The organism is Aequorivita sp. 609, from assembly GCF_014212065.1.
GTDB lineage: Bacteria > Bacteroidota > Bacteroidia > Flavobacteriales > Flavobacteriaceae > Aequorivita > Aequorivita sinensis.
The window spans coordinates 21,059-45,334 of the sequence record NZ_JACJVM010000030.1; the positions used below are offsets into that span (position 1 = coordinate 21,059).

Below are 24,276 nucleotides of genomic sequence, written 5' to 3' on the forward strand. Positions count from 1 at the left end.
ATTACAAAAATTATGAGCGACAATAATAAAAAACTGCAAGAATTCATAGCTGAAGCCAAGATGGGTGGAGGCGAAAAGAGAATTGCAAAACAACACGAAAAAAAGAAATTAACTGCTCGCGAGCGTGTAGAATACCTCTTAGACGAAGGCTCTTTTGAAGAAATGGGTATACTCGTTACCCATAGAACCACCGATTTTGATATGCAAAAAGAAGTGTATTATGGGGATGGTGTTGTTACTGGCTACGGAACAATTAACGGACGTTTAGTTTATGTGTTCGCACAAGATTTTACTGTTTTTGGAGGAGCTTTATCAGAAACTCACGCCGAGAAAATCTGTAAAATAATGGATCACGCAATGAGTGTTGGTGCTCCCGTTATTGGATTAAACGATTCTGGTGGAGCGCGTATTCAAGAAGGGGTTCGCTCTTTAGGTGGATATGCAGATATTTTCTACAGAAATGTTCAAGCTTCAGGAGTAATCCCTCAAATTTCTGCCATTATGGGACCATGTGCCGGGGGAGCAGTTTATTCACCAGCAATGACCGATTTCACTTTGATGGTTCAAGACAGTAGTTATATGTTTGTTACAGGTCCGAATGTTGTGAAAACTGTTACGAATGAAACTGTTACTTCAGAAGAATTAGGAGGAGCGAAAACCCACGCTACAAAAAGTGGGGTAACGCATTTTACAGCTGCAAATGATATTGTTTGTTTAGAACAGATGAAAACTCTTTTAAGCTACCTGCCTCAAAATAATAAAACAACTCCAGAAAAACTTCCTTTTGAAGCTGCTGATGAATATCGAGATGAATTGGAAAATATAGTTCCAGATTCTTCAAATAAGCCATACGATATGCACGAGGTGATTAAGGGAATTATCGATACCGATTCTTTCTTTGAAGTGCATAAAGATTACGCCGATAATATTATTGTTGGATTTGCAAGATTAGGTGGTAGAAGTATCGGAATTGTAGCAAACCAACCAATGAGTTTGGCAGGAGTGTTAGATGTAGATAGCTCTAAAAAAGGAGCGCGATTTACACGTTTCTGCGACTGTTTTAATATACCTCTTTTAGTTTTAGTAGATGTTCCAGGCTTCCTTCCAGGAACCGATCAAGAGTGGAACGGAATTATTCTTAATGGAGCTAAACTTCTTTACGCCTTAAGTGAAGCAACAGTGCCACGTGTAACTGTTATTACCAGAAAAGCATATGGTGGAGCTTATGACGTAATGAATAGTAAGCATATTGGTGCAGATATGAATTACGCCTGGCCAACTGCTGAAATTGCGGTAATGGGAGCAAAGGGAGCTAGTGAAATTATTTTTAGAAAAGAAATTGCAGCAGCTGAAAACCCTGAATTGAAACTTTCAGAAAAAGAAGCCGAATATGCCGAAAAGTTTGCAAACCCTTTTAAAGCTGCACAACGTGGATTTATAGATGAAGTAATTCAACCTCGTGAAACCCGTAGAAAGCTATTAAAAGCATTCACAATGTTAGAAACTAAAGATGTGGTGAGACCCAATAGAAAACACGGAAATATTCCTTTGTAGTTTTTACTATTATTTATTTAGATAGATAGTTGATTAACAACCTTTAACTGACTTAAGTCATAGTTAAAGGTTTTTTTTCGCAGTAATTTGGAGATATAATTAAGTTAAATCTTAGAATTATGAGGAGATATTATCTTTTAATTTTGTCTGTTATTTTTTTATTCTCGACCCCCACCATTGCGCAGGAGAAATGGGCTGTTGAGTTCAGACCTGGTTTAAATTTCCCTACAAGTGATGTAGGTGATACTGATGCCGATATCGGGTATGGATTTGAGATAACAGGCGCATATAAAATTATGCCTCACTTGGCTTTTTATGCAGGTTGGGGCTTTAATCAATTTAGAGGTGATGATGTTTTTACCCACGAGGACATTACTTTGTTAGAAAAAGGGTTCACTTTTGGATTTCAAATTAATCGTCCAATTGGTACCTCTTCATTTTCTTATTTGGCGAGAGCTGGTGCAATTTACAATCACATAGAATTAGAAAATATCGCGGGCGATATAACTGCAGATACAGAATATGGGTTTGGGTGGCAACTTGCGGTAGGGATAGATTATGAGCTGGCTTCTAAAATTTCATTGCGACCAATGTTAAGATATCGTTCTCTTTCAACAGATATAGAAGTTGAAAATGTTTCAACGGAAACGAAACTTAACTATTTCTCTTTTGGAATTGGTTTGGCGAAGAAGTTTTGATTGACTTAAATAGTTGCGGATAGTTTAATTGCCTATCGACCACTTTTAATACAAAAAACCTTATGGATGGAATTACCTTTACAAATTCCTTCACGATTATTAACTGTCTTGGTTGAATTTGATCTTCATATTTATTGGATATTCTTTTCTCCTTTCTGATATTTACAAAAATAAAATTTAGCAATGAAAATAATCTCTTGGAATGTTAATGGTGTAAGGGCGATAACTCAAAAAGATTTCTTTGAGGATATCTCCAAAATAAATCCAGATATTCTATGTCTTCAGGAAACTAAAGCTCAGGATGAGGAAGTTGCTGAGGCATTATCTCAGTTAAAGGACTATCACCAATTTTATAATTCTGCAGATAGAAAAGGATATTCAGGCGTTGCTATTTTAAGTAAAATAGAACCTATATCAGTTAGTTACGATATGGGAGTTGAAGAACACGATCAGGAAGGGCGAGTAATATGCGCAGAATTTAAAGACTTCTTTTTGGTAAATGTTTACGTTCCGAATTCTGGTCAGAAGTTAGTAAGGCTTGATTACAGACAGAAATGGGATGTAGATTTCAAAAACTATTTAAAGTCTTTAGAAAAAACAAAACTTGTTATTCTTTGTGGCGATTTAAACGTTGCACATCGTGCAATTGACCTTAAAAACGACAAGTCTAATTACAACAAAACTGCTGGATATACTCAAATAGAAATTGATGGGATGGATAACCTGCTCAACGAAGGATTTGTAGATACCTATAGACACTTTAACCCAGATACAGTTGCATATACATATTGGAGCTATCGTTTTAAAGCAAGAGAGCGTAATACTGGTTGGCGAATTGATTATTTCTTGGTAAGTAATCAATTGTTAGAAAAAGTGGAGAATGTTGAAATATTATCAGAATATTACGGTTCCGATCATTGCCCAATTAAGCTTGAAGTGAAACTGTAATTAGCTTTTAAAAAGATTTTTATTTTCTTCTAAGGCTTTTATTGTGGCGTTATATCCTAGTTCAAAAATGATGTCTGTATTGCTCATTCCGAAAACGGCAAACTCCCCAATTTCTTCAGGAGAAATAATTAAATCGCATTCTGGGAACTTTTTTATTGAATCGTAAGCAGCCCTAATTTTCAGGGCTCTATCTGCAACACTATAAGAGTATTTCAAATCTTTTATGCTTATCTTTTTAAGGGAATTGATATAGACTCCAATAATCTTATCGCAGTGCTTTTTTATTGGTTCTACGGGAAAATTGTTCAGAATTCCTCCATCGATATAATATGAACCATTGATTTCTGTAGGTGTAAAAACCCCTGGGAATGAAGCAGAAGCAATTACTGGCTTTATAAGTTGCCCCTTGCTGAAAATCTTTAATTTTCCGTTTAAAACATTTGTTGCAGTAATGTATAAAGGCTTTTGTAAGCTGTCAAAATTATCCCTTGGGAGATAGACGTTGAGGTCGTCATAAAACTTTTCGGTATCTAGAAATCCTGGCTTGTTAAATGCGAATCTTTTGGTGTGAAAAATAGAAGTGTTTTTGAAGAACTTTAATATCTCAGTCCAATGAACGTCGGCGGCATAAAGTGCCCCTACTATAGCGCCAATACTAGTTCCTGAAATGTGTGTTGGAGAAATTCCGTATTCTTCAAATGCTTTTAATGCTCCAATATGAGCTGCGCCTCTCGCTCCACCGCCCGATAGTACTAAACCTATGTTGTCCATCTAGTCAATTTAATTAATTTACTTAACAAAGTAATTATATTCAAAAGTAACAAAACTTGATTTAGGTCATATTAAATGAATTTTTAAGTTTCTAGATTTGTAGGTATTACATTAATAATCATTTGTTTATGAAACTCATTTTAAAGTCCCTTGGTTTTGTTTTTATAATTTCTGTGTTTTGGTCTTGTAATAATTCTGCAAAAGAATCAAGGGAAGGCAAAAATGAAATTTCTAAAAATCAATCCTTCGTTATTGATGATTCCGGAATAACTGTGGCTTGGACAGCTTATAAATTTACAGACAAAATAGCCGTTACAGGAACTTTTGATGATTATTCTATTAAAAAACATAGTAAATCTGGTTCTGTTGAAAATCTCTTAACCAAATTAAGAATATCGATTCCTACCCATAGTGTTGATGCGATGAATGCAATTAGAGATTTTAAACTAAGAAGTTCTTTTTTTGATGCGTTTAATACTTCAACTATCAATGGAACTATTTTAAAAGTAAATGAGTCTAAGGGCTTTGTTAGGTTAAAAATGAATAAAATCTCAAAAAATATTCCATTCACATATTCATTGGTGAATGACACAATTTCAATATTTACCAAACTAGATTTAAAAAAATGGAAAGGGGAGGAAGCACTCAGTAGAATAGAGTGGGAATGTGTGGAACACCTTAAGGGGGCTGATGGTATTTCAAAACTTTGGCCAGAGATAGATGTGGAAATCAAAATACCATTAAGGAATACTAATAATTAGTAAGCTTATCGACAACTTAAAAATTTATATACCTAGTTTTTTATCATTTCTAAGTGTTCTAAACATTTCAATATGATTTAAGTCATTGTGAACGTTTGGTTTATAGGTTAAATTAGCTTGTTGCAACGAGCTAATTAACCTAAACCTTCATAGAATGAAAAATATTTTACTCCCGACAGATTTTTCTGATAACGCTTTTAACGCTATAGAATATGCAGTACAACTTTATAAAAACAAAGAGTGTACTTTTTATCTATTAAATACGTATACCCCTGTAGCCTATAGTATGGCTACATTCAATGAGGGTTATTCTTCATTATTGTTAGAAGAAATTATCAGAAAAAACTCTGAAAGTGGATTGCTAGAATTAGAAGAGAAACTAAGGGAGAAATATGATAACTCTAATCATTCCTTTAAAAGGCTGTCATCCTTCAATTTGTTGACGGATGAAATAAAAGCGGTTGTTAAAGATCGAAATATTGATCTAATCATAATGGGAACTAAGGGAGCCACTGGTGCAAAAGAGGTTTTTTTAGGTACAAATACAATGTTTACCATAAAAAAAGTACACTGTACTGTAATCGCTGTCCCTGATAACTATACTTTTAAGGAGCCTAAGGAGATTTTATTTCCTTCAGATTTTAAATTCTCAATGCAAAATGAAAATTTAAACTTGCTAAAGTCTATTTGCGAACTGCATAACTCCCGACTCAATATTTTAAATATATACTTGGGGCAGCCGTTGAGTAAGGCACAAGAAAATGTAAAAAATCAATTTGGAGAGTTTTTTAAAAATAACCCTCACGATTTTCATACCGCTGAAGATGTGGACTTAGTAGAAGCTATTGAGCAATTTCAAATAAAGCAAAGAATTGATTTTTTAGTGATGATTCAAAATAAACATTCCTTTTTTGAAAACTTACTTTTTAAGCCTGTAATTAGACAAATGGTATACCATACAAACATGCCAATAATGGTTATACCATCAATTGAGTTTACTAATTAATAGTTCTATTAAAGGAAATAATTCAAAACAAGAGAAAATTAATTAGATGTAAGAATTATGGATGTATCTATTTTTTTAGCGAAGTTTTGGGGTTGGTATTTAATATTCTTCTTTTTTATATTAAGCTATAACCCCAAGCGGATAAAACAAATTTTGTCATTCCTAGAAGATGAGAAGTTTTCAATACTTGTTGCCTTTATTGCTATTGTAATAGGTTTACTCAATATTCTTTTCCATAATATTTGGGATTCTAGCGCCACGGTAATTGTTAGTTTGATAGGTTGGATAGCTTTATTTAAAGGATTAATGCTTTTCGCTTTTCCATCATTGGCATTAAAGGCAATTGATTTTATAAGCCTTAAATTAATTCAAGTTATTTATGTACTGTTATTTCTTATGGGCTTGTACTTATTAAATACTGGTTACGGTTTAATTCAATATTAAATTTTCCACTAATTTTCTGTCGTTATTTAATAATGCTCAAACTACTGTGTAATTTTAAGAATGTAATTTAATAAATTGATAATGCGTTCGTATTCACTTTTTACAATTTTTTTATTGTGTGTAGTTATTGTGGGGGTTGACGTGCTCACCTTTTACTGGCTGCAATCTATTACTCAGCTTTTAACCTCTCCATTGTTGAATACGATTATCAATATCTTGTTTTGGACATTTACAATTGGCTTAGTTTCAGCCATATTAATTCTAAAGATTAAAATGGATGCCTTGCCTGTAACTAAAAGGCAAATGTTAGTATCTTCATTGTATGGACTTACAATTTCTTCATTTACACCTAAAATACTATTCGTAATAATAATTAGCATTCTATATTTTTCAAACTATGTTTTCTCTGAAACAGAATCTCTAATCATTGTTCCTACAGTAGGATTACTTGCAGGGTTTCTTCCATTCTTCGTAATTGTTTACGCCATCTTTAAAGGAGCTTATAAATATAAAGTATATCGAATTGAAGTAGCTCATAAAGAGTTACCTGAAGCTTTTAACGGTTATAAAATTATTCATATTTCAGATCTACATCTTGGAAGCTTTAATTATCGATATAGAATTTTAGAAAGAGCCGTTAATATTATAAATGAATTGGAAGCCGACATAATTTTTTTTACAGGAGATCTTGTAAATAACTATGCTTGGGAATTAAATGGATGGGATAAAGTCCTAAAAGAACTTTCGGCTAAAACTGGGAAATATGCTATTCTAGGAAATCACGATTATGGCGATTATAGCAAATGGGATTCCCCAGAAGCTAAAAGTGAAAATTTTGAAGAAATTAAATCTTTTTATGATAAAATAGACTTCAAACTTCTACTAAACGAAAGTGTTACACTTAAAAGAGATAATCAAGAAATTGCAATCGCAGGTGTTGAAAATTGGGGTCTTCCACCATTCAGGCAGGATGGTGATTTATTAAATGCGTTAAATAATATTGAGGATATACCTTTTAAAATACTTCTTTCTCACGATCCCACTCATTGGGATGAAGAGGTGATAAAATATACAGATGTGGCCCTTACACTTTCCGGGCACACTCACGGCATGCAAGCAGGAATTAATATTATGGGGAAACAATGGAGCCCTATAAAATATAAATACAAACGCTGGGCAGGATTATATACTGTGGAAAATCAAAACCTATATGTTACTAGAGGGTTGGGATGGCTCGGTTTTCCAGGTAGGATGGGGATGCGTCCAGAAATTACCCTTATCACTTTAAAAAAATCGGAATAATTTTTCTTAAAAGTCAGGTTTGAAAATTAATGTCTGATAGAAATATCTTTTACATCTTTGTAAAAAGTCACCACTAATCTTAGCTCCAGTTGAAAATTCCACTAAAAGACATATTATTTGTGCTGTTTCAATTCCTGTTGATTATAGCTTTTGCTTTCGATTTTGAAGTATTATCGATAATATTTCCGGAGGTATTATTTTGGATTGGGCTATTATTTTTTATTTCCGGAGCCTTTATAACGGTGGTTGCTGTCTTACATCTCAATATTCACCTATCACCATTTCCTAGCCCTTTACCTGGCGCCAAACTAGTCGAGACTGGTATTTATAAGTTGGTTCGTCATCCTATCTATACGGGGTTGATTTTAGCTTTCTACGGTTATGCGGTTATCACTGATTCTGGATACAGATTGCTTATCGCCACACTTCTTTTTGTACTGTTTTACATTAAAAGTTTATACGAAGAAAAATGTCTGATTGAAAAATTCCCGAACTACACTGAATATAAAAAACGATCAGGACGATTCTTTCCTGGGTTATAAAACGTATTTCAGTTTGATTCCACCAAACCAATTTCTAGGCATTCCTGGATAATAATACCGTGGTTCACTATTGCCAAAACCAGTTGCATTTATCAATATAGAAGAAGCGTATTTTTCATCTGTAAAGTTGTTGATGCCAACATTCATTTCTGCTGATAAAGCTTTAGAAAGCTCTTTTTTATAAGATGCTTTAGCATTTAAAACGGTATACTTTTCTGAATAAAGTTGGTTAGCGTCATTCATAGGCATTTCGCCTATATTAAGAAAATTGGTATTTAAAATGAAATTTTTAAATCCAAAATTAATTCCACCATTCACTTTTCTATCAGGAACTCCTGTGAGTTTGTTACCAGAAAAAACGCGATCACCATCTACAAAATCAATGAATTTATGATTGTTGAATTCAGCATTGATATAGGGCGAAATATAACCAGAATTACTTAATGGATGGAGGTATGAGAGTTGCAATTCAATTCCTTTATGTTCTGTTTTTCCTGCGTTTCTACCGATATATTGATCGTCGCCAACACGCTCTGCAACCAACAAATCGTCAATATCTAAAAGATAGGCGTTTACTTTAAAGTGAAGTTTCCTTTTTAATAGAAATACTTCACTTCCTACTTCGTAATTATATCCTTTTTCAGGTCCGAGGTCTGGATTTATAACACCCTCTGGAGTTAGGGTTTCTTCAATGGAAGGATAATTAAATCCGCGACTGAAATTAAAATAAGCACTTAAGTTCTCATTAAATTGATAAAGCAGATTTACATTCGGTGCAAAAATAGGGTCGAAGTCTCGGTCTGCGCTTTTATTGGCATCACCTAAATTAAACTCATCGGTAAAGCTGTAGTTTGTGTTGTTGAAATTCAACCCAAACTGTCCCTTAAGCTTTTCAGTAAATGGAATTGTTACAGTGGCAAAAATGTTCAGGTTATCTCTGTTTTCAATATTATCGCTTAATAAATTTCCTTCTAAACTTCCATTGCCATTGTTGTCTTCGTAAAGGTTTTCTATGATTTTCCAGTTGTATTGATCTTTATAAAATTCTCCTCCAAAACTGAAATTTGCCTCGTTTTTCAAGAAGTGAAAGCCTTTATTAAAAACTGTTCTACCTCCAAATCCATTGGTGAATTCATCTAAAATATTAAAAGGTCGCGGTTCATAATGATCTAAATAGGTATAAAATACGCTGGTGCTATTAGTAAAGTTATCCGTAAAATGCTGCGTAAAACTTAAACCAGTTAATAGAATTTTATTGTCTTCATAACCATGTGCCATTTTCCAAGTAAATGCAGCTTGTGTGGGGTCTTCTTCAAAAGCAGTTTTGCCAATTGAACTAGGAATTTGAGCGTTATAGTCGATGTAATTTACTAAAAGTGAAATTTCACTTTTGGCATTTAGTTTATAGTTGGAAGTTAGTAGTAATCCATTTCTATTGTATTTATTATTTTCCCTGAAGCCATCGGTTTCGAGATGATCATAATTAATATTCAAAGAAAACTCTTCTGTAGCAGTTGCAGCGCTCACAGTATTTTTTATAAGGCCGAAGGAACCTAAACTTAGATTTGATTTCAGAAAAGTTTCTCCTACCGCAGCTTGTTTTGAATTTAATAAAAGTGTTCCCCCTAGATTGGTGCCATATTGTGTGGCCTTTGGGCCTTTTATAACTTCTAGCGATTGTAAATCTTCTGGGTCAAACATATCAATGGTTGTTTCCCCAATTCCGTTTGTAATTGGAATACCATTAAAATAAGCGCGAATTTTATTGCTGCCATAAAGTGTCCGTGACCCAAACCCGCGAATCGTAATTCTATTGGTGTTTAATGCACCACTTTGAATAAATACCCCAGGCGTTTCATTGATTGCTGAAATAAGCTCAATAGGACTATACGCATCGAATTTCTCCGTCTTTATTTTTTCAGTTGGGATTATTATTTCTGCTGATGGTGAGGTTTGTTTCTGGGTAGTTGTTGTTAAGATAATTTCATCTAAATCTTCCGATTTTGAAAGTGGAGATAGCTTAAAAGTAGAGTTGTTTTCTGAAATTGTAACAGTACTAATATAATATTTAGGGTGTTCCAATCTCAAATTAATAGGAAGCTGATAAGCTTTCGAAAGACTAAAAACCCCTTCGCTATTTGTTTCCGTAAGCTTTTTACTATTCAAGAATACAGACACTCCGTTAATAGGTTTATTAGTATTTGAGTAAACTGTTCCTTGTATTTCTTGTGCATTCAAGGTGTTGGGAAAAACGCTCAAGAAAAAAAATGCTATTGCGATAATAGAAAATGATAGGTTTGAATAGCGAGACTTAAAATAGGAGGAGGGTAAGTAAATTTTATTCATATCTAATTTTTCGAATCTATTTAAAAATAAGCAATAAGAATAGAATTGGCTAATTGAGGCAGAAAGTTTACCTAATTTTTAACTCAGCTGTTTCTATTTAAAAGTATAACAATTTGTTAAGAGAAATTTTTAATCTTATACAATATCTTCATTGGCATTAACTACTATTCAATACTGAATAGTTTAAAATATAAAAAATGAAAAAGTCCATTTCACTTTTAGCTTTAATTATAGTCCAATTGTCTCTCTTTTCACAAGAAGAAAAACCATTACCTGAACCTTTTGAAACAAAGTCGGTTTCCAATTATTCTAATGTAATAGGATGGAAAGATAGTGAAACTCCCAAAGCTCCTGAAGGTTTTCAGGTTACTAAATATGCAGATGGTTTTGAGAATCCACGTTGGATGTACGTATTGCCAAATGGAGATGTATTAGTAGCTGAAAGCAATAGTAATTATAGTCTTTTAAAGCGAATAGGTGCCGCGATTATTGGTGCAGGAGGATCAAACAATTTAAAACGCAGTGCCGATAGAATTACCCTACTTCGGGATACAAATAATGATGGACTCCCTGATTTTAGAGAAATATTACTAACTAAAAAAGAAGGTTTAAATCAACCATTTGGAATGCTGGTAATAGGGGATTGTTTATATGTAGCAAATACCGACGCGATATTGAGTTTTCCTTATGAAACAGGACAGACAAAAATTAAGACGAAAGGGCAAAAAGTTGTAGACCTACCAGCTGGGAAAGTGAATCAGCATTGGACTCGTAATATTATAGCCAATGAAGATAACTCTAAAATTTATATAGCAGTAGGTAGTGGCGATAATATTGGTGAAAAAGGAATGGAGCATGAAGTGATGAAGGCTAATATATTAGTTATGAATTCCGACGGTAGCAATCTTAGTGTATTTGCTTCTGGCCTTAGAAATCCAGTAGGAATGGATTGGGAACCAACAACTCAAACCCTTTGGACTACCGTAAATGAACGAGATGGCTTAGGAGATAATTTGGTGCCAGATTATCTAACTTCTGTTCAGGAAGATGGTTATTACGGTTGGCCTTATTCATACTGGGGAAACAATTTTGACCCTAGAATGCCTGTACCACCCAATGTTAGATTAAAATCTGCTATAGTTCCAGATGTAGATCTTGGTTCGCATACTGCTTCTTTAGGCTTGGTGTTTTATACGGCAGATGCTTTTCCAAAGAAATACAAAAACGGAGCATTTGTAGTCCAACACGGCTCTTGGAATAGAGATATACTTTCAGGATATAAGGTGATTTTTATTCCATTTAAAGATGGAAAGCCTTCAGGGAAAGCTGAGGATTTTTTAACAGGTTTTATAGTTGAGCCAAAGAAAGATGAGGTGCGTGGTAGACCTGTAGGGGCAGTTGTTTTAGCAGATGGTTCTATGTTAATTACAGACGATAAAACACATCATATATGGAGAGTTAGTTATAAGGGGAATTAGAAAATATTAATAAATGCATTCAAATTTCTAATCTTAAAAAACTTAGATATTTATAATTAGTATTCTAATTCACTAAAATACTAGCAATCTTTTGTTTACATAGGGGTGGGGAATAAGGGTATTATAAAATTTTGAAATCATTCATTTTCTGTTAAAATAAATTGGTATGTTAGCCATTTGTTTTTAATATTTTACTAATAATTTAAAAAATCTAACTTTTTTAAAAACCATTAAAATTTCCCTTTATTATGATTAAAAAAACTTTACTATTCGCACTAGTTGCATTTTTATTTTTAAATACCTCTGTCCTTACAGCACAATGGCAATCCACAGGTTTTGATAAGAGTACCTGGGTGCTAAGTCAAGCCGAAAATGGAAACTTAATTGCTGCCGAAGATATTTATCCTGAATTAGGTGGAATTTACATCTCTCAAGATGAAGGAGCGTCATGGACAAAATCTACTGCTACAGATTATGCCTACACATCTTCTCTTGTAAAAGATGAAAGTGTTTATATGGGCGGTGTGGATTGCAATGTCGCTATTTCACACGACAATGGTGAAACTTGGACCAATGTAAGTTTTAAAGCCTTACTTCCTTCTGCTACTGAAAATGATGCTATTTATGCAATGGAATACCACAACGGAAGAGTATATGCTTCTGTTTTAAGTATTGGTGTTGTTTATAGTGAAGACAATGGTGAAACATGGCATCTTACCGATCAGGAATCTTTATGGGATGTTGACAATCCTGACAACGGAGGGCAGTGGACATATAATTTAAAATCTTTTAATGGAGAATTATACAATGTAGGTGCTTTTGGAATTTGGAAGTACGATGAAACAGCAGATGTTTGGTCACAAGTGGACGACTACGGGTACGCAGGTAGTTCATTAGTTGTTAACGATACTTTTTATGTGGCTTACAATGCTGGTGGAATTCCAGATGCGATTAGATATACTACCGATTTTCAGAATTGGGAAACAATGCCAATTCCTGCCGGATTACAAACTACAGTTAGAATTTTAGAATACTACGAAGGAGCGTTCTTTATGGGGCATGTGCACGACGCGGTTTACTATACATTAGATCACGGGGAAACTTGGACTGATTATCGCGAAGAATTCCCTGCGTTTTCACCTGTGCCAGGAGTCGATCTTTACGGAGTACCGATGAATTTTGTTTTCAATGGAGAAACTATGTACTGTGGAGTATTTTCTAGCTTTGAAGATGTAGGAGGGGTTTATAAAGCTCCAGTTCCAGCTGAGGTACTAAGTGTAAAAGAATTGCCATCAACATTAAAAGCAATTGTATATCCAAATCCTGCTAGTGATTTTGTTAACCTTCAGCTTCCAAAAGAACTGGGTAATAAAGCAACCTTAACAATTACCGATGTTATGGGTAGAGTACAGTACAATAAAGCTATTGAAAATGGAATAAATAGCACCATTACAATTCCTACAAAAAACTGGGCTTCTGGAGTATATCTTTATAAGGTTGAGGTAGGAGATTCAAAAACAACTGGAAAGTTTGTGATAAAGTAATAAATCCTATCCTAAAGTTTTTAGTTATTTACTAACTATTAAAAATCACCCTCTTAAATCCAGGTTTGGAAGCAAGAGGGTGATTCATTTTTATTTATAGTAAAGGAAATATAAATCTTTAAGAAATTTTATCTACACTGTTCTTCTATATTTTTAGATGTTTTTCCAGTTGTATTTCACACCTAAACTAAACCAGCGTGTTGGCATTGGCACTGCGCCAGCCTCATTGTACGATGCGTTAAATATATTGGTCACTTCAGAATATAACAGAAAGTCTTTTAGGTGGTAATTTAGACGAACATCAGCAATATTGTACCCATTCGCTAACTCGCGCTTTAACCATCTATTTACTACATTTAGAGAAATGTTTTTGTTTCTATAATGAAGTCCTGCAACAAACTGATGCTTTAAAGACTCTAAGGTGTATTTTGATTGATTATCAGATGAAGTCTCTATAGAAGGGTTCAGATAATTATAACTCACTTGGTATCCTATAGACTGGTTGTTTCCTAAAGTAAAATCTTGTTTAACTCTACCGAAAATTCCGTGCATTTTATTTTCACCGAAGTTAGTTGGTGAGTATGGCTCAGAAGAATCATTCCTCAGCCAATCGATGAAATCTGTAATACTTCTGTAAAAATAGCCCGCTTTTGCCTGAAAATTATTTTTAGCGTATTGAATATTTCCTTCGTAATTCCAAGCATTTTCAGGTTGAAGTAATTCATTTCCAACATTCCCTGGGCGTTGATCTAAATATAAATCGGTAAATGAAGGAATTCGCTGTCCGGAGCCAATACTTGTTGAAACCTTCCAATTATTATTTATAAGATAGGCCAAATCTATTCCTGGATACAGCTGCCATCCGAAATCGGTATTGTAATTTGCGTAAACTCCAACTGAACCTTGCAATTTCTCACCTATACCACTCTTTAGTTCTCCATAAGCACCGTGATTATTTCGCTTGTGCTCTCCAATATTTGAACTGTTTATTTGTTCTAATCTCGATTCCCAGCCAAACCCAAAAGTTCCTATCTTAGTTTCAAGACTACTATTAAATTCAAGCATTAAAGCGTTGGTGTAGTGTTGTGAACGAGCTTTGCTTAAATCGTCTTTATAAAAACGGTAGTCGTCTTCTCCATATCTGTTACTAATACGTGGAGAAAAGGTAAAGTTGCCGAGTTTATGTTTTGAAGAAATACTGAAAACAGACGATTCTACTAACTCCTCCGAATTGACATCGTAAGGCGCAGCATAAAATCCGTTTGCCCCAAACAAACTCGTTGTGTAACCCGCCATTGCTTGAAGGCTGTTGTTTATGTTTATATCATAATTTCCATTGTAAAATAACCGAGTGTTTTTTGAACCTGAATTGTATCGCTGTCCGTTGTAATTACTTTGTGAAACAGAGATTAATTGGCTTTGTTTTTCAGTGCCATAAATTCCTGTAACCTCAATAGATCCACCTCCGTAAATTCCTGTACCATCACCTTCCTCTTTACTTTTGAAAGAACTTCCTGCTTTCACATCTGCAGTAACTGACGAATAATTTTGATTTTTGGTAACGATATTTACAGCTCCAGTAAGGGCGTTTATACCATATACTCTAGCTGCTGCACCTCTTAATACTTCAATATGATCTATCGCACTTAATGGAATAGGAATATTCATCATATTATGCGCTGTTTGAGAATCAAGCATTTTAACTCCGTTAATAAGCACAAGCGTTTGTTCTGAAGTGCCACCGTCGATAGAAATATCTGTTTGTGTTCCAAACGGGCCACGCTGGCGAATATCCACTCCGCTTATATAAGATAAAACTTCATTAAGGGATTTTGCTGGAAGCGCTTCAATTTGTTTTTGGGTTATTACTTGAATATCCCTACTTACTTTATTAAAAGGTGTTTCAAGACGATTTCCTCGAATAACTATTTCTTCTAAAGTGTTCTGCTGCAGTTTTGAATCTACAATACTATCATTCTCCTGAGTAAATCCAGTGATTGAAAATACTGACGTTAATCCTAAAGCAACTAATGTGTTTTTCATAAATGTTTTTTAATCTGTACTATTTCTAAAATTGGGCGCAAAGGTTCGGATTAAACCATTAATTTTGGTAGTCCATATTGTAAATAGTGAGTAGTCCAGTTAAAGTTCGATTTCAGTCAATAATAAAAATAGATCGCAGAAGTAAGGATGCAATCTATATGCAGTTTGTGTATCAATTTATTAACGCAGTAAAACGCAATTATTTAGAGGCTGGAGATAAACTTCCTGGTAGCCGAAAAATAGCAGAAGAGCTACAGCTTCACCGAAAAACAATAGTAGCCGCTTTTACCGAACTTCAGGAGCAAGGTTGGGTGAAAACACTTCCTGGTATTGGAACCTTTGTTAAAAACCCTGAAAATTCCACAAGTAATGCCTTAAAGCAGAACGCTTTTAAGCAACCACCAAAAAAGGCTGATTTTCACTTCAGAAAGGATTTTATTTTAGATACTCCCTTGGAAGGAAATGTAGAAGAATATTATTTTACCGATGGCACACCGGATTATCGAGTGATTAATTCGGAAGAACTTGTTCGTTTTTATGCTTCTGTTTTAAAACGAAAGAATAAATTGAATCCACATTTTAATTCGACTGATGAAAATATATTCTTTAGAAACCAACTAAGTAATTATTTAAATCTAACTAGAGGCTTTCATCTTTCAAGAAATTTTCTTCTACCTGTTTATGGCGTGGAGCAAGTACTTTCAATCTTATCGCGATTGTTGATTAATTCAGCCAATATTGTTTTGGTGGAAGAACTCAGCTATTTTCTCCCTAATATGATATTTAATCAAGCGGGTGCAAAAATGAAAACCATTCCCATAGATGAAAATGGAATGGACGTAGATTTTATTCAAAATAACTTTAAAGCAGGAGAGATTCGTTTTGTTTATATAAATTCTAGGTGTCAATACCCTACCACCGTTAACCTTTCTGATAAACGAAAATCTCAGTTATTAAAATTAGCAGAAGAATATAATTTCATCATAATTGAAGATGACACCGATTTTGAATTTTCAATGGAGAAAAGTAAAAGAGATACGCTTTTTGCTAAAAACGGTGGAAATCGTGTGATATATATGGGTAGTTTCGGGAAGTTTTTACACCCTGGATTTCAAATGAATTTCATAATCGGACCACAAGATTTACTTAAAGAAGGAGCGAAATACCTAAATGTCTTTGGAAAAAGCGATTTAATGAAGCAAAAAGCCTTAGGGGAAATCATTCATCAGGGTGACATTCACAGATATCAAAGAAAATCTAAAAAGCTACTTACGGAAAGAAAAGAATTATTTGCAAACCTTTTAGCTTACCACTTCGGGAATAAAATTGAATTTAAAATTCCGGAGTCCGGTTTAGCCTTTTGGATTGAGTTTATAGAAAACATTTCACTTGTTTTATTACAGAAAAAAGCACGAAAAAAAGGCTTGTTAATTCCAAGTGTTTGTCTCTACCAAAATCGTGATTTAACAGCTCTAAGGTTGTCTTTTGCACATTTAAACGAATATGAAATTGAAAAGACATTACTAATTCTCAAAGATGCTTTTTACGAGGTTTCTATCTCTAAAATAGAACTTTAGTTTACTTCCTTAATTGCTTATTTTTTATTGAAAATAGGCTTTAAACATTAAACCTTACATTTACTAGAATTTAATACTCATTATTGCAGCTCTGAATGTCTAAACTTCCAAAACAACATAAATTCCTAGACTTATCCGACTATGGACGCCCGATAGCTAAAGCCATTGCCAACGCTTTAAAAAACACTTCTTTTACTCCAATTCATGTGACTATAAGTTTTATAATCGCTGGCCTTTTTGGGGTGTATTGCGTTGTTAAAGGCTATTATTGGTTGGCTGCTTTCTTTCTGATTTTAAAATCAATTTTAGATGCTGCAGATGGAGAGTTAGCTCGAGTAAAAGAAAAGCCTTCATATACTGGCCGATATTTAGATTCTGTAGCCGATATTATATTAAACGCTATAATATTTACAGCTATCGCTTATATTAGTAATACCGCTTGGTATATTGGTGTTCTAGCTTTTTTAGGTTTACAATTACAAGGCACTCTTTACAATTATTACTACGTTATTCTACGGAATAAACTTGATGGAGATAGTACTAGCCGAGTTTTTGAAAATAAAACGCCTATTGCCTTAGAAGGAGAGAAGCAGAAACATGTAAACATTCTCTTCGCTTTATATAAATTCTGCTATGGCGTCTTTGATAAAATAATTTATGCTCTGGACAGAAAAGCGAGTCAGAGTAAAACATTTCCAAATTGGTTTATGACGGCGATTTCAACCTTCGGTCTCGGTTTTCAATTATTTTTAATAGCAGTAATGTTAATTTTAAATCTTAAAGAGTTTATTCTCCCATTCTTTTTAGCTTATACTGTTATGGTATTTGTTTTTATCGCAATTAGAAAACAGTTTTATTAAGCCGAATGTTTTTGAGGATTAAGATTTAGGGTAATAAAAACTCGTGGTATTTGAAAGATTTTGAAGCTTAATAACAAGGTATTCATCATTATTGTATAAATTTTGGAAGTAGAATCTAATTCTTTTCGTGTTTTTTTAAGACCTTTACTATTAAGCAATTCACTAACAAAATTTTTTATAACCAATATAAATTTTCATCGACTCAATCAGTAACCTAAAAAAATAGCAAAATGACGTTTTCATTTCTTTTTAGTGTTATACAAACCACTGAAAAAGTACTTACAGGCATAGGAGAGGAGCCAGACTTTTCGTTTAGTCCGGATTTTCTATTTAAAGTTCTGTTAGCCATTGTTGCAGGGCTTTTAATAGGTTTAGAACGAGAATTTAAAGGGAAAGATGCTGGCTTAAAAACCAATATGCTTGTTGCGGTAGGTGCTTGTGCTTTTGTTATCCTATCCTTGGAATATCAAGGAGGGAAGTTTATAGATCTCACTCGAGTGCTAAGTCAGGTGGTAACTGGGATTGGCTTTTTAGGTGCAGGAGTAATTCTCAAAAAAGGAGGAACAGTACAAGGTTTAACTACAGCTGCCACAATCTGGTGTAGCGCAGCCGCAGGGTGTTTAGCTGCCTTATACTTGGTAACCGATCTGATTTTATTTACCGTTGCAGTACTTCTGGTAAACCTTGTTTTTGGAGTTATTGGAAAAAAAGTAGGTTGAACTTGCCTTCAAAAATCATTGTCGATTTGAAGACAATCAACCTATAATTATGTGAGTATTCTCCTTATTGCTGCATAAACTCACTTTATATTTTAAAAAAACTTAATCCTTTTTATAAGGTGATTTCTTTATGTTTTCAGTTTCACTATAGCCAGCAGGGTCGTTAGATTCTGGAACATCTTTAGCATCACCTTTTTCTGGTTTTTTTACGGTATCAGGTTTTGAATTTGGTTCAGCAGGAGAGTCTTGCTTTTCTATATCTTGTTCATTTTTAACTTTTGGGTCAAGCATTGGCGTTTTCTTCTTCATAATACAGATATTTAATAGATTAATAATTGCTTCAGTTACTGTCAATCAAATTTCTTTAGATGAAAATTGAAAGATTTATTGACTCGCCAAACTATTAAAACTTTTGCGTTTTCCGATATTAGCTAACATAATTTAACACCGATAAAGTGGAGATAGTTAATTTGTTAACTTTTAAAAATGAATAATTTATCTTGATACGGAACATTAATCATGAGCAGTTAGAAAGCTTCTATCTCGAACAACCCTTTTCTTCCAATAGCCTGTTTTGAAATAACTGAAAGCAACAATACCTGCTATTAGGTTTGAAATAGGGAAGGACCACCAAATACCTTCGGGGCCCATTTCCAATGTATATGAAAGCAAATAAGCTAATGGGAAACGCACCAACCACAAACTCATTATAGAAATAAACATGGATGCCTTTGTAAATCCTGCACCGTTAAAAGTACCGTTCATTACCTGCTGTAGTCCGAGAAAGCCAAAACTCAGCGACATTATTTTTATAAATAAAGTTCCATCCTGAATTACCTGTGGATCTTCTGGAATAAAGAAGGTTGTTAAAGGTTCGGCAACCAAAAACATTAATAATCCTAACCCAGTAAAGCCAAAGAAAGATACTTTAGCACTTAAAACAGCGGCTTTTTCAGCACGTTTTATCTTTAAAGCTCCAATGTTTTGTCCCACCAAAGAGGTAGTTGCTATTCCTAGTCCGAGGGCAGGAATTACAATAAAACTCAACATACGAGCACCAATTCCGTAGGCGGCTACTATATCACTTCCAAAACTTGTAACAATCACCATCATAAACGTCATCCCCAAAGCACGAGTAGATTGTTCTATACTTGCTGGAAAACCTATATTAAAAGTTCTTTTTAAGTTCTCCATATTAAAGTACATAGACGAGAGCGAAATTTTAATTCCGTGCTTCCCTCTAAAAAGAATAACTAAACCGATAATAGAAGCAATAGCCTGAGTGGCTACACTTGCCACAGCTGCTCCTGCTACGCCATATCCAGGCACAAACCCATAGCCATATATGAATAGCGGGTCTAAAACAGCGTTGAGTATTACAGTAAATAAAACAATATATACAGGTAGCATTACATTCCCAATTCCCCGCATTAGTGATTGGAAAATGAAGAACAGGAATAGAAAAACAAAACCTAAGGAGGAAACTTTAAAATACTGTATAGAGTCGTCTATAATATCAGGACCAGCACCAATTAATTGCATTAAGGGAGCTGAAGCAAAATAACTGATAATCGCTAATACAATAGAAGTTAGAAAAATAAGAAAAACACTCTGAGATGAACTAAAATCTACCTGCTGTTGATTTTCGGCACCTTTGTACCGCGCTACCAAAACAGTTCCAGCCAAGGTAAGTCCTGCACCTAACGATAGTACTAAGAAAAGCAATGGAAAACTTAAACTCACAGCCGCAACTGCATCGGCCCCTAATCGTCCTAACCAAAAGGTGTCAATAAGCTGATAAGCAGATTGAAGAATATTGGCGAAAATTATGGGCAGAGCTAAGCTTATAAGAGAGCTAAGAATTCTCCCTTCTGTAAACTTATTTTTTTATTAGGAGTCATTACGGCAAAATTGTAACAACCTTTCCGAAATAATACCTAAATAACTCTTAATACTCATAAGATTATAGATTACAATACGAAATAAGCTTGTTTACATTTTCAGGGTATTCATTTATTGAAGAAGTAGTAAGGAATTCAAAGCTGATTTTTTTTTGATATTTGATTTTTTGTAAATATGATTTATACAGTTACTTCTGGATAAAGACTTATTATATATTATGTTTAAACTCCCGTTAGCAATAATTCTAATCACTAAACGAGTTCGCTATCAGCGTACATAATTCCGCTATTCTTTTCCATCGTAAACATCTGGGCTATTTCTGCTTACAAAATGATATCGGTCGTCGATTAAGATTTCTAAAATCCATTCTTCTCCGTCAAAAATCATGTTTGGGTCGTGAGTTTCAATATTCCAAAAATCAATTTTATCGACTTTTTCTATGATTTGTTCCCATTTTTCCAAATCTACCTTCTTTGTTTTGTGTTTAATTCTCCTACCTGCTTTATAACCACCAAGTCCTCTTGTTTTATTGTAGGTTATTTTTACCACCTCATCGTCCTTCTCTAATCTATATGAATAAGGGTTGGACCAAGTGCCTAAATGCGTGAATCTTATAACCTTTTTCTTTTTATTCTTCTTGGTATGTAAGATTGGTTCCCCAAGACTATTAAGGTGTTTTGAGTACCACTGATTAGTAAATTCACTAAGAGAATCGTTAGGCCCTGTGGAATTCCACAGATTGATTTCTCCAGATTCTTTTTGTTTCTCCTTAAACTTCACTTCATCATATGTGGGAAAGTAGTAAGAACCAAATTTGATAGGCTCATATTTAATGTCAGGATATATTATTCTACAGCTAGAAAGCAAAAAGAGAATTATTGAATATTTTAAAATGGAATTTTTCATTCAAATCATGGGATGCGTGCAATACAATCGCGCAGCAGCGCGGTATTAATAGTGGTTATTTATATAATTCCGACACTTTATTTAAGTCCGTTGAATTATTTATTTCGTAAAAGTAATTTAACTGCCACTTTTGAGTTTTTTTAGCTTGCTTATTTTCTGCTTTGTCCCATTTAGGATAAACTCTAAACCCTCTTTTTCCGTCTTTTAGTTTTGTTGCTATTATTCCTTTATTAATTAATTCAGATTTTGGAAATACAAATTGCCCAAGATTATTTTCCGAATTTACATTTATTACATAATAGTCAATCTCGTCATTTTCGTTAAAAGGTTCTGTTATTCCATCATTATTTCGTTTCCAGAAAGTTACAAATTGTCCAATTTTTTTAGGTGTAACTTTAGAACTTCTACAAATAATATTCATTCCGTTAAGTTTGAATTGGCAAGCATCATATTCTTTTCCTTCTGGTTCTTTTTTTAAGTCCGAAATTTGAAGAGAACATTGGGCGTATATTTCTCTATCAATCTTTTTTAAATTGCTGTTCATTTTAATGTTCTCTCTATTTATTTGTATGGGATTGTTGGGTTTTATTGGGGTATGGTTTGGTAAATGCTAAGTCAGAATTTCGTGATGATGCTCTCGAAAGTTTCGGTTCTTAGGTAGCGGTGGTTTATGGCTAAATGATTTCACGGTGTTTTACTAATATGTATGAACATGGAATTGGGAGGGAACGCGATGCAATCGTGCACTAGCGAGGTAAGTAAGCAGAGAACGTTAAGGTAGCCCGTTTATATCGATTTTTCGTAAGCCTCTTTAATCCATTTTTTTAGTTCACGGTCGATTTCTTTCAGTTCCGATATCTTTACTCTATGGGTACACATAGTTCCAAAAGGCCCGGAGTCCTCAAGTCTTTCAGTGGTAGGTTTGTCTTTTAATTTAAAACCTAAATCAATTCTAGTTTTAGTAGCAGGTTTAATTAAAACAAATTGTCTTTTCCGTATAATACTTACACTTCCTTTTTTTGGAGTTATAGTCACATCATCCCCTAATGATTTAATGTATGTAATGAGTTCCTTATAAATTGGAATTAAATTTTCTTTACCCTTATATTGATTTTCAATAAGGTCTTCGGAAGGAGTATTTTCATCCTTAGAAAGCGTTACAATAGTATTGGCAAATCCGTGAGTAACATTATGCTCAGTTTTTAGATATTTTACACCTTCTGAATGTTTGGTAAAGGATTTTTCTTTCAAGATTGCTTTCCATTCGCTTAATGATTTTCCTGTTTTTTCAGGCATATTGTCAATCATTGTTTTGAGAGCTTTGTCCATAGGAATAATGTTTTATGTTCTTCGGATTTTAGTGGGTCACGCTTTCCGGTAAGAGTGATAGCATGATTCTGCTACTAATTTAACCAATTCAAACCAAATAGACACGAGCGAAGTGGGCTGTATGAATCAAAAACTTGCGTCCCGATAACTACACATATTTTTAAGTAAGCTACAATAGACGATTAATTAGGCATGGTGTTGGCGCGTCACCTTTATTTTTTTACCAACTCAAACAAAAACTATTTTCACCATCATCTCGAGAAATTTCCATTGAACCTGCTTCTGCTCCATAGGTCCAATGTCCTGCGAAATTCAGTTTTATAGGGTCAGAGTTTTTAGTTACCGTTACATTGCTTATTTTCCAAATTCGCGTCGATTCGTATCCTTTAGTGTTGCGTGTATCAGTGTCTAAAGTCCATTTAATAATTCCGTTTTCTTTTAAAGTCAGCGTTGGTGAGAGCGAGTCTGTTCGATTGTCCAAAATTAAGACTCCATTATTTTTCAATTCAAAGATTTCCGAATTTTCCGAAATTTTTGATTGCTTAATTAGGACTGCATTAAATGGTCCGTCATCCATTCCGCAACCACTCACAAAAGTATACATTACATAACCTACAAAACCTATGTATCCAATGATTCCAATTCCAAGAATCGAAAACGTCCAAATTAATATTTTTTTTGTGGTTTTTTTCATTTTAAATGCATGCCGACACTTAAGCTATTAATCGGGGGTGGTTAAGTAATTAAATTAACAACAATTGTCCAACCATAAAAAATTGCGTCCCTAAGGCTTTTGAGATTGGTGAATAGATGAAAACCAATTATTATTTTGCAGAATTCATTTGATTAACTTCTGATAGAGTATAAGGTTTATAATCAATGCCCAAACTTTGGGCGTATTCTTCAACAGTATTTTTAAAACCGATTTGTTGTCTCAAAGTATTTACTGTCGCAGGGTTTTTAATAGGCCAAATTATAACTTTAGAATCTGTCTGTTTTATAGGTGGCCATACAAGAAAAATCCTTTTTCCTTGGCTACCATATAATTGCTCTTCTTCCAAGTTCATTAGTAATCTATCCTTCATCATCGCAACTTTAACGAGGTCTAATTCTCCTTTTTGTCCAGCTTTCTCAATGACAGGAAAATAATCCGCAATTTTACCCGAATGTTGAATAACAAACCACGCAGTTTCATTCTCAGGTTCTCCCACTAAAGATTTCCCCGGGTATCCATATTTGTTGATGATTTTCTCAATTTTTATTAAATTAAGACTGTCGTTTTTTCGAAAAATATCACGTTCGTTTTCTAAAAAATCTGCTTCGCTTATTTCTAATAATTTTAAAAGCTCGGATTTTCTTTTTTCTGTTATATTCCCATTAAATAATTCTCTAAAGCCTTGATCTCTTATTAAAATTGAAGATAATTCAGATTTTAATTCAGGATTAAATTTATCTTTTTCAAGACAAGATGAAAAAATAACAATTATAAGTAATACAAGTTTTTTTACAGTATTCGTTTTAATGTATTGCCTTAGGTAAATATATC

The 24,276-nt window shown here is 33.8% G+C and carries 23 protein-coding genes; 13 read left to right on the top strand and 10 right to left on the bottom strand.

Annotated elements, in window-relative coordinates:
• The first annotated feature begins 12 nt into the window (after nt 1–12).
• The 3 genes from H4O20_RS08455 to H4O20_RS08465 all read left to right on the top strand — a co-directional run bounded on the left by H4O20_RS08455 (nt 13) and on the right by H4O20_RS08465 (nt 3,200).
• Nucleotides 13–1,554 (top strand): acyl-CoA carboxylase subunit beta, encoded by a 1,542-nt coding sequence (locus H4O20_RS08455; protein ID WP_185098977.1) that lies wholly within the window; start codon nt 13–15, stop codon nt 1,552–1,554.
• A gap of 119 nt (nt 1,555–1,673) precedes the next feature.
• The gene (locus H4O20_RS08460) at nt 1,674–2,252 is read left to right on the top strand and encodes an outer membrane beta-barrel protein (RefSeq protein WP_185098946.1); all 579 of its coding nucleotides are present in this window, start codon (nt 1,674–1,676) and stop codon (nt 2,250–2,252) included.
• A 183-nt stretch (nt 2,253–2,435) separates the two neighbouring features.
• Complete coding sequence (locus H4O20_RS08465; RefSeq protein ID WP_185098947.1) at nt 2,436–3,200, top strand: exodeoxyribonuclease III; 765 nt, start codon at nt 2,436–2,438, stop codon at nt 3,198–3,200.
• Here H4O20_RS08465 and H4O20_RS08470 read toward each other — a convergent pair whose 3' ends face one another.
• Nucleotides 3,201–3,971: a patatin-like phospholipase family protein gene (locus H4O20_RS08470; RefSeq protein WP_139855193.1), complete on the bottom strand. Its 771-nt coding sequence runs from the start codon at nt 3,969–3,971 to the stop codon at nt 3,201–3,203. It abuts the gene before it with no gap.
• A 128-nt stretch (nt 3,972–4,099) separates the two neighbouring features.
• On the opposite strand from H4O20_RS08470, the gene H4O20_RS08475 reads away from it, so the two are divergent.
• From H4O20_RS08475 to H4O20_RS08495, 5 genes are all read left to right on the top strand, one after another.
• Complete coding sequence (locus H4O20_RS08475) at nt 4,100–4,732, top strand: YceI family protein (RefSeq protein WP_185098948.1); 633 nt, start codon at nt 4,100–4,102, stop codon at nt 4,730–4,732.
• A 154-nt stretch (nt 4,733–4,886) separates the two neighbouring features.
• The gene (locus H4O20_RS08480) at nt 4,887–5,738 is read left to right on the top strand and encodes a universal stress protein (RefSeq protein WP_185098949.1); all 852 of its coding nucleotides are present in this window, start codon (nt 4,887–4,889) and stop codon (nt 5,736–5,738) included.
• A gap of 153 nt (nt 5,739–5,891) precedes the next feature.
• Nucleotides 5,892–6,182 (top strand): hypothetical protein, encoded by a 291-nt coding sequence (locus tag H4O20_RS08485; protein ID WP_260402662.1) that lies wholly within the window; start codon nt 5,892–5,894, stop codon nt 6,180–6,182.
• An 81-nt stretch (nt 6,183–6,263) separates the two neighbouring features.
• On the top strand, nt 6,264–7,484 hold the full coding sequence (locus tag H4O20_RS08490; RefSeq protein ID WP_185098950.1) for a metallophosphoesterase: 1,221 nt from the start codon (nt 6,264–6,266) through the stop codon (nt 7,482–7,484).
• Between the two features lie 89 nt (nt 7,485–7,573).
• Nucleotides 7,574–8,026 (top strand): isoprenylcysteine carboxylmethyltransferase family protein, encoded by a 453-nt coding sequence (locus H4O20_RS08495; protein ID WP_185098951.1) that lies wholly within the window; start codon nt 7,574–7,576, stop codon nt 8,024–8,026.
• On the opposite strand, the gene H4O20_RS08500 is transcribed toward H4O20_RS08495, so the two are convergent.
• The gene (locus H4O20_RS08500) at nt 8,021–10,372 is read right to left on the bottom strand and encodes a TonB-dependent receptor (RefSeq protein ID WP_185098952.1); all 2,352 of its coding nucleotides are present in this window, start codon (nt 10,370–10,372) and stop codon (nt 8,021–8,023) included. The genes H4O20_RS08495 and H4O20_RS08500 overlap by 6 nt on opposite strands.
• 197 nt (nt 10,373–10,569) lie before the next feature.
• Between H4O20_RS08500 and H4O20_RS08505 the strand changes: the two genes are divergently transcribed.
• Entirely contained in the window at nt 10,570–11,850 is a 1,281-nt protein-coding gene (locus tag H4O20_RS08505) for a sorbosone dehydrogenase family protein (protein WP_185098953.1), read from the top strand.
• Between the two features lie 248 nt (nt 11,851–12,098).
• Nucleotides 12,099–13,394 carry a T9SS type A sorting domain-containing protein gene (locus H4O20_RS08510; protein ID WP_185098954.1) on the top strand — a complete coding sequence of 432 codons (1,296 nt, stop codon included), beginning with the start codon at nt 12,099–12,101 and terminating at the stop codon, nt 13,392–13,394.
• 153 nt (nt 13,395–13,547) lie between these two features.
• Here the strand turns inward: H4O20_RS08510 and H4O20_RS08515 are convergent, their stop codons facing one another.
• The gene (locus tag H4O20_RS08515) at nt 13,548–15,437 is read right to left on the bottom strand and encodes a TonB-dependent siderophore receptor (protein WP_185098955.1); all 1,890 of its coding nucleotides are present in this window, start codon (nt 15,435–15,437) and stop codon (nt 13,548–13,550) included.
• A gap of 86 nt (nt 15,438–15,523) precedes the next feature.
• Between H4O20_RS08515 and H4O20_RS08520 the strand changes: the two genes are divergently transcribed.
• The 3 genes from H4O20_RS08520 (at nt 15,524) to H4O20_RS08530 (ending at nt 18,593) form a co-directional block, all read left to right on the top strand.
• Nucleotides 15,524–17,014 (top strand): PLP-dependent aminotransferase family protein, encoded by a 1,491-nt coding sequence (locus H4O20_RS08520; RefSeq protein ID WP_185098956.1) that lies wholly within the window; start codon nt 15,524–15,526, stop codon nt 17,012–17,014.
• A gap of 95 nt (nt 17,015–17,109) precedes the next feature.
• Nucleotides 17,110–17,874, top strand: coding sequence for a CDP-alcohol phosphatidyltransferase family protein (locus H4O20_RS08525; protein WP_185098957.1), 765 nt, complete (start codon nt 17,110–17,112; stop codon nt 17,872–17,874).
• A 230-nt stretch (nt 17,875–18,104) separates the two neighbouring features.
• The gene (locus tag H4O20_RS08530) at nt 18,105–18,593 is read left to right on the top strand and encodes an MgtC/SapB family protein (RefSeq protein WP_185098958.1); all 489 of its coding nucleotides are present in this window, start codon (nt 18,105–18,107) and stop codon (nt 18,591–18,593) included.
• A gap of 102 nt (nt 18,594–18,695) precedes the next feature.
• Here H4O20_RS08530 and H4O20_RS08535 read toward each other — a convergent pair whose 3' ends face one another.
• The 7 genes from H4O20_RS08535 to H4O20_RS15370 all read right to left on the bottom strand — a co-directional run bounded on the left by H4O20_RS08535 (nt 18,696) and on the right by H4O20_RS15370 (nt 24,271).
• Nucleotides 18,696–18,902, bottom strand: coding sequence for a hypothetical protein (locus H4O20_RS08535; protein ID WP_139855218.1), 207 nt, complete (start codon nt 18,900–18,902; stop codon nt 18,696–18,698).
• Between the two features lie 204 nt (nt 18,903–19,106).
• A complete protein-coding gene (locus H4O20_RS08540) occupies nt 19,107–20,456 on the bottom strand; it encodes an MATE family efflux transporter (protein ID WP_185098978.1) in 1,350 nt (449 codons plus the stop codon).
• Nucleotides 20,457–20,780: 324 nt separating this feature from the next.
• Nucleotides 20,781–21,401: a hypothetical protein gene (locus H4O20_RS08545; RefSeq protein WP_185098959.1), complete on the bottom strand. Its 621-nt coding sequence runs from the start codon at nt 21,399–21,401 to the stop codon at nt 20,781–20,783.
• 55 nt (nt 21,402–21,456) lie between these two features.
• Complete coding sequence (locus tag H4O20_RS08550; RefSeq protein ID WP_139855224.1) at nt 21,457–21,945, bottom strand: MepB family protein; 489 nt, start codon at nt 21,943–21,945, stop codon at nt 21,457–21,459.
• Nucleotides 21,946–22,187: 242 nt separating this feature from the next.
• The gene (locus H4O20_RS08555; protein ID WP_139855226.1) at nt 22,188–22,730 is read right to left on the bottom strand and encodes a DUF4287 domain-containing protein; all 543 of its coding nucleotides are present in this window, start codon (nt 22,728–22,730) and stop codon (nt 22,188–22,190) included.
• Between the two features lie 220 nt (nt 22,731–22,950).
• Nucleotides 22,951–23,424, bottom strand: coding sequence for a hypothetical protein (locus H4O20_RS08560; protein ID WP_185098960.1), 474 nt, complete (start codon nt 23,422–23,424; stop codon nt 22,951–22,953).
• A gap of 130 nt (nt 23,425–23,554) precedes the next feature.
• The gene (locus H4O20_RS15370; protein ID WP_368856697.1) at nt 23,555–24,271 is read right to left on the bottom strand and encodes a DUF6624 domain-containing protein; all 717 of its coding nucleotides are present in this window, start codon (nt 24,269–24,271) and stop codon (nt 23,555–23,557) included.
• Between the last annotated feature and the right edge of the window lie 5 nt (nt 24,272–24,276).

Bases quoted from the DNA above. Each gene is read 5' to 3' on its own strand.
- H4O20_RS08455 (WP_185098977.1), top strand. From the start codon at position 13: ATGAGCGACAATAATAAAAAACTGCAAGAATTCATAGCTGAAGCCAAG.
- H4O20_RS08460 (WP_185098946.1), top strand. From the start codon at position 1,674: ATGAGGAGATATTATCTTTTAATTTTGTCTGTTATTTTTTTATTCTCG.
- H4O20_RS08465 (WP_185098947.1), top strand. From the start codon at position 2,436: ATGAAAATAATCTCTTGGAATGTTAATGGTGTAAGGGCGATAACTCAA.
- H4O20_RS08470 (WP_139855193.1), bottom strand. From the start codon at position 3,971: ATGGACAACATAGGTTTAGTACTATCGGGCGGTGGAGCGAGAGGCGCA.
- H4O20_RS08475 (WP_185098948.1), top strand. From the start codon at position 4,100: ATGAAACTCATTTTAAAGTCCCTTGGTTTTGTTTTTATAATTTCTGTG.
- H4O20_RS08480 (WP_185098949.1), top strand. From the start codon at position 4,887: ATGAAAAATATTTTACTCCCGACAGATTTTTCTGATAACGCTTTTAAC.
- H4O20_RS08490 (WP_185098950.1), top strand. From the start codon at position 6,264: ATGCGTTCGTATTCACTTTTTACAATTTTTTTATTGTGTGTAGTTATT.
- H4O20_RS08500 (WP_185098952.1), bottom strand. From the start codon at position 10,372: ATGAATAAAATTTACTTACCCTCCTCCTATTTTAAGTCTCGCTATTCA.
- H4O20_RS08505 (WP_185098953.1), top strand. From the start codon at position 10,570: ATGAAAAAGTCCATTTCACTTTTAGCTTTAATTATAGTCCAATTGTCT.
- H4O20_RS08510 (WP_185098954.1), top strand. From the start codon at position 12,099: ATGATTAAAAAAACTTTACTATTCGCACTAGTTGCATTTTTATTTTTA.
- H4O20_RS08515 (WP_185098955.1), bottom strand. From the start codon at position 15,437: ATGAAAAACACATTAGTTGCTTTAGGATTAACGTCAGTATTTTCAATC.
- H4O20_RS08525 (WP_185098957.1), top strand. From the start codon at position 17,110: ATGTCTAAACTTCCAAAACAACATAAATTCCTAGACTTATCCGACTAT.
- H4O20_RS08530 (WP_185098958.1), top strand. From the start codon at position 18,105: ATGACGTTTTCATTTCTTTTTAGTGTTATACAAACCACTGAAAAAGTA.
- H4O20_RS08535 (WP_139855218.1), bottom strand. From the start codon at position 18,902: ATGAAGAAGAAAACGCCAATGCTTGACCCAAAAGTTAAAAATGAACAA.
- H4O20_RS08545 (WP_185098959.1), bottom strand. From the start codon at position 21,401: ATGAAAAATTCCATTTTAAAATATTCAATAATTCTCTTTTTGCTTTCT.
- H4O20_RS08550 (WP_139855224.1), bottom strand. From the start codon at position 21,945: ATGAACAGCAATTTAAAAAAGATTGATAGAGAAATATACGCCCAATGT.
- H4O20_RS08555 (WP_139855226.1), bottom strand. From the start codon at position 22,730: ATGGACAAAGCTCTCAAAACAATGATTGACAATATGCCTGAAAAAACA.
- H4O20_RS08560 (WP_185098960.1), bottom strand. From the start codon at position 23,424: ATGAAAAAAACCACAAAAAAAATATTAATTTGGACGTTTTCGATTCTT.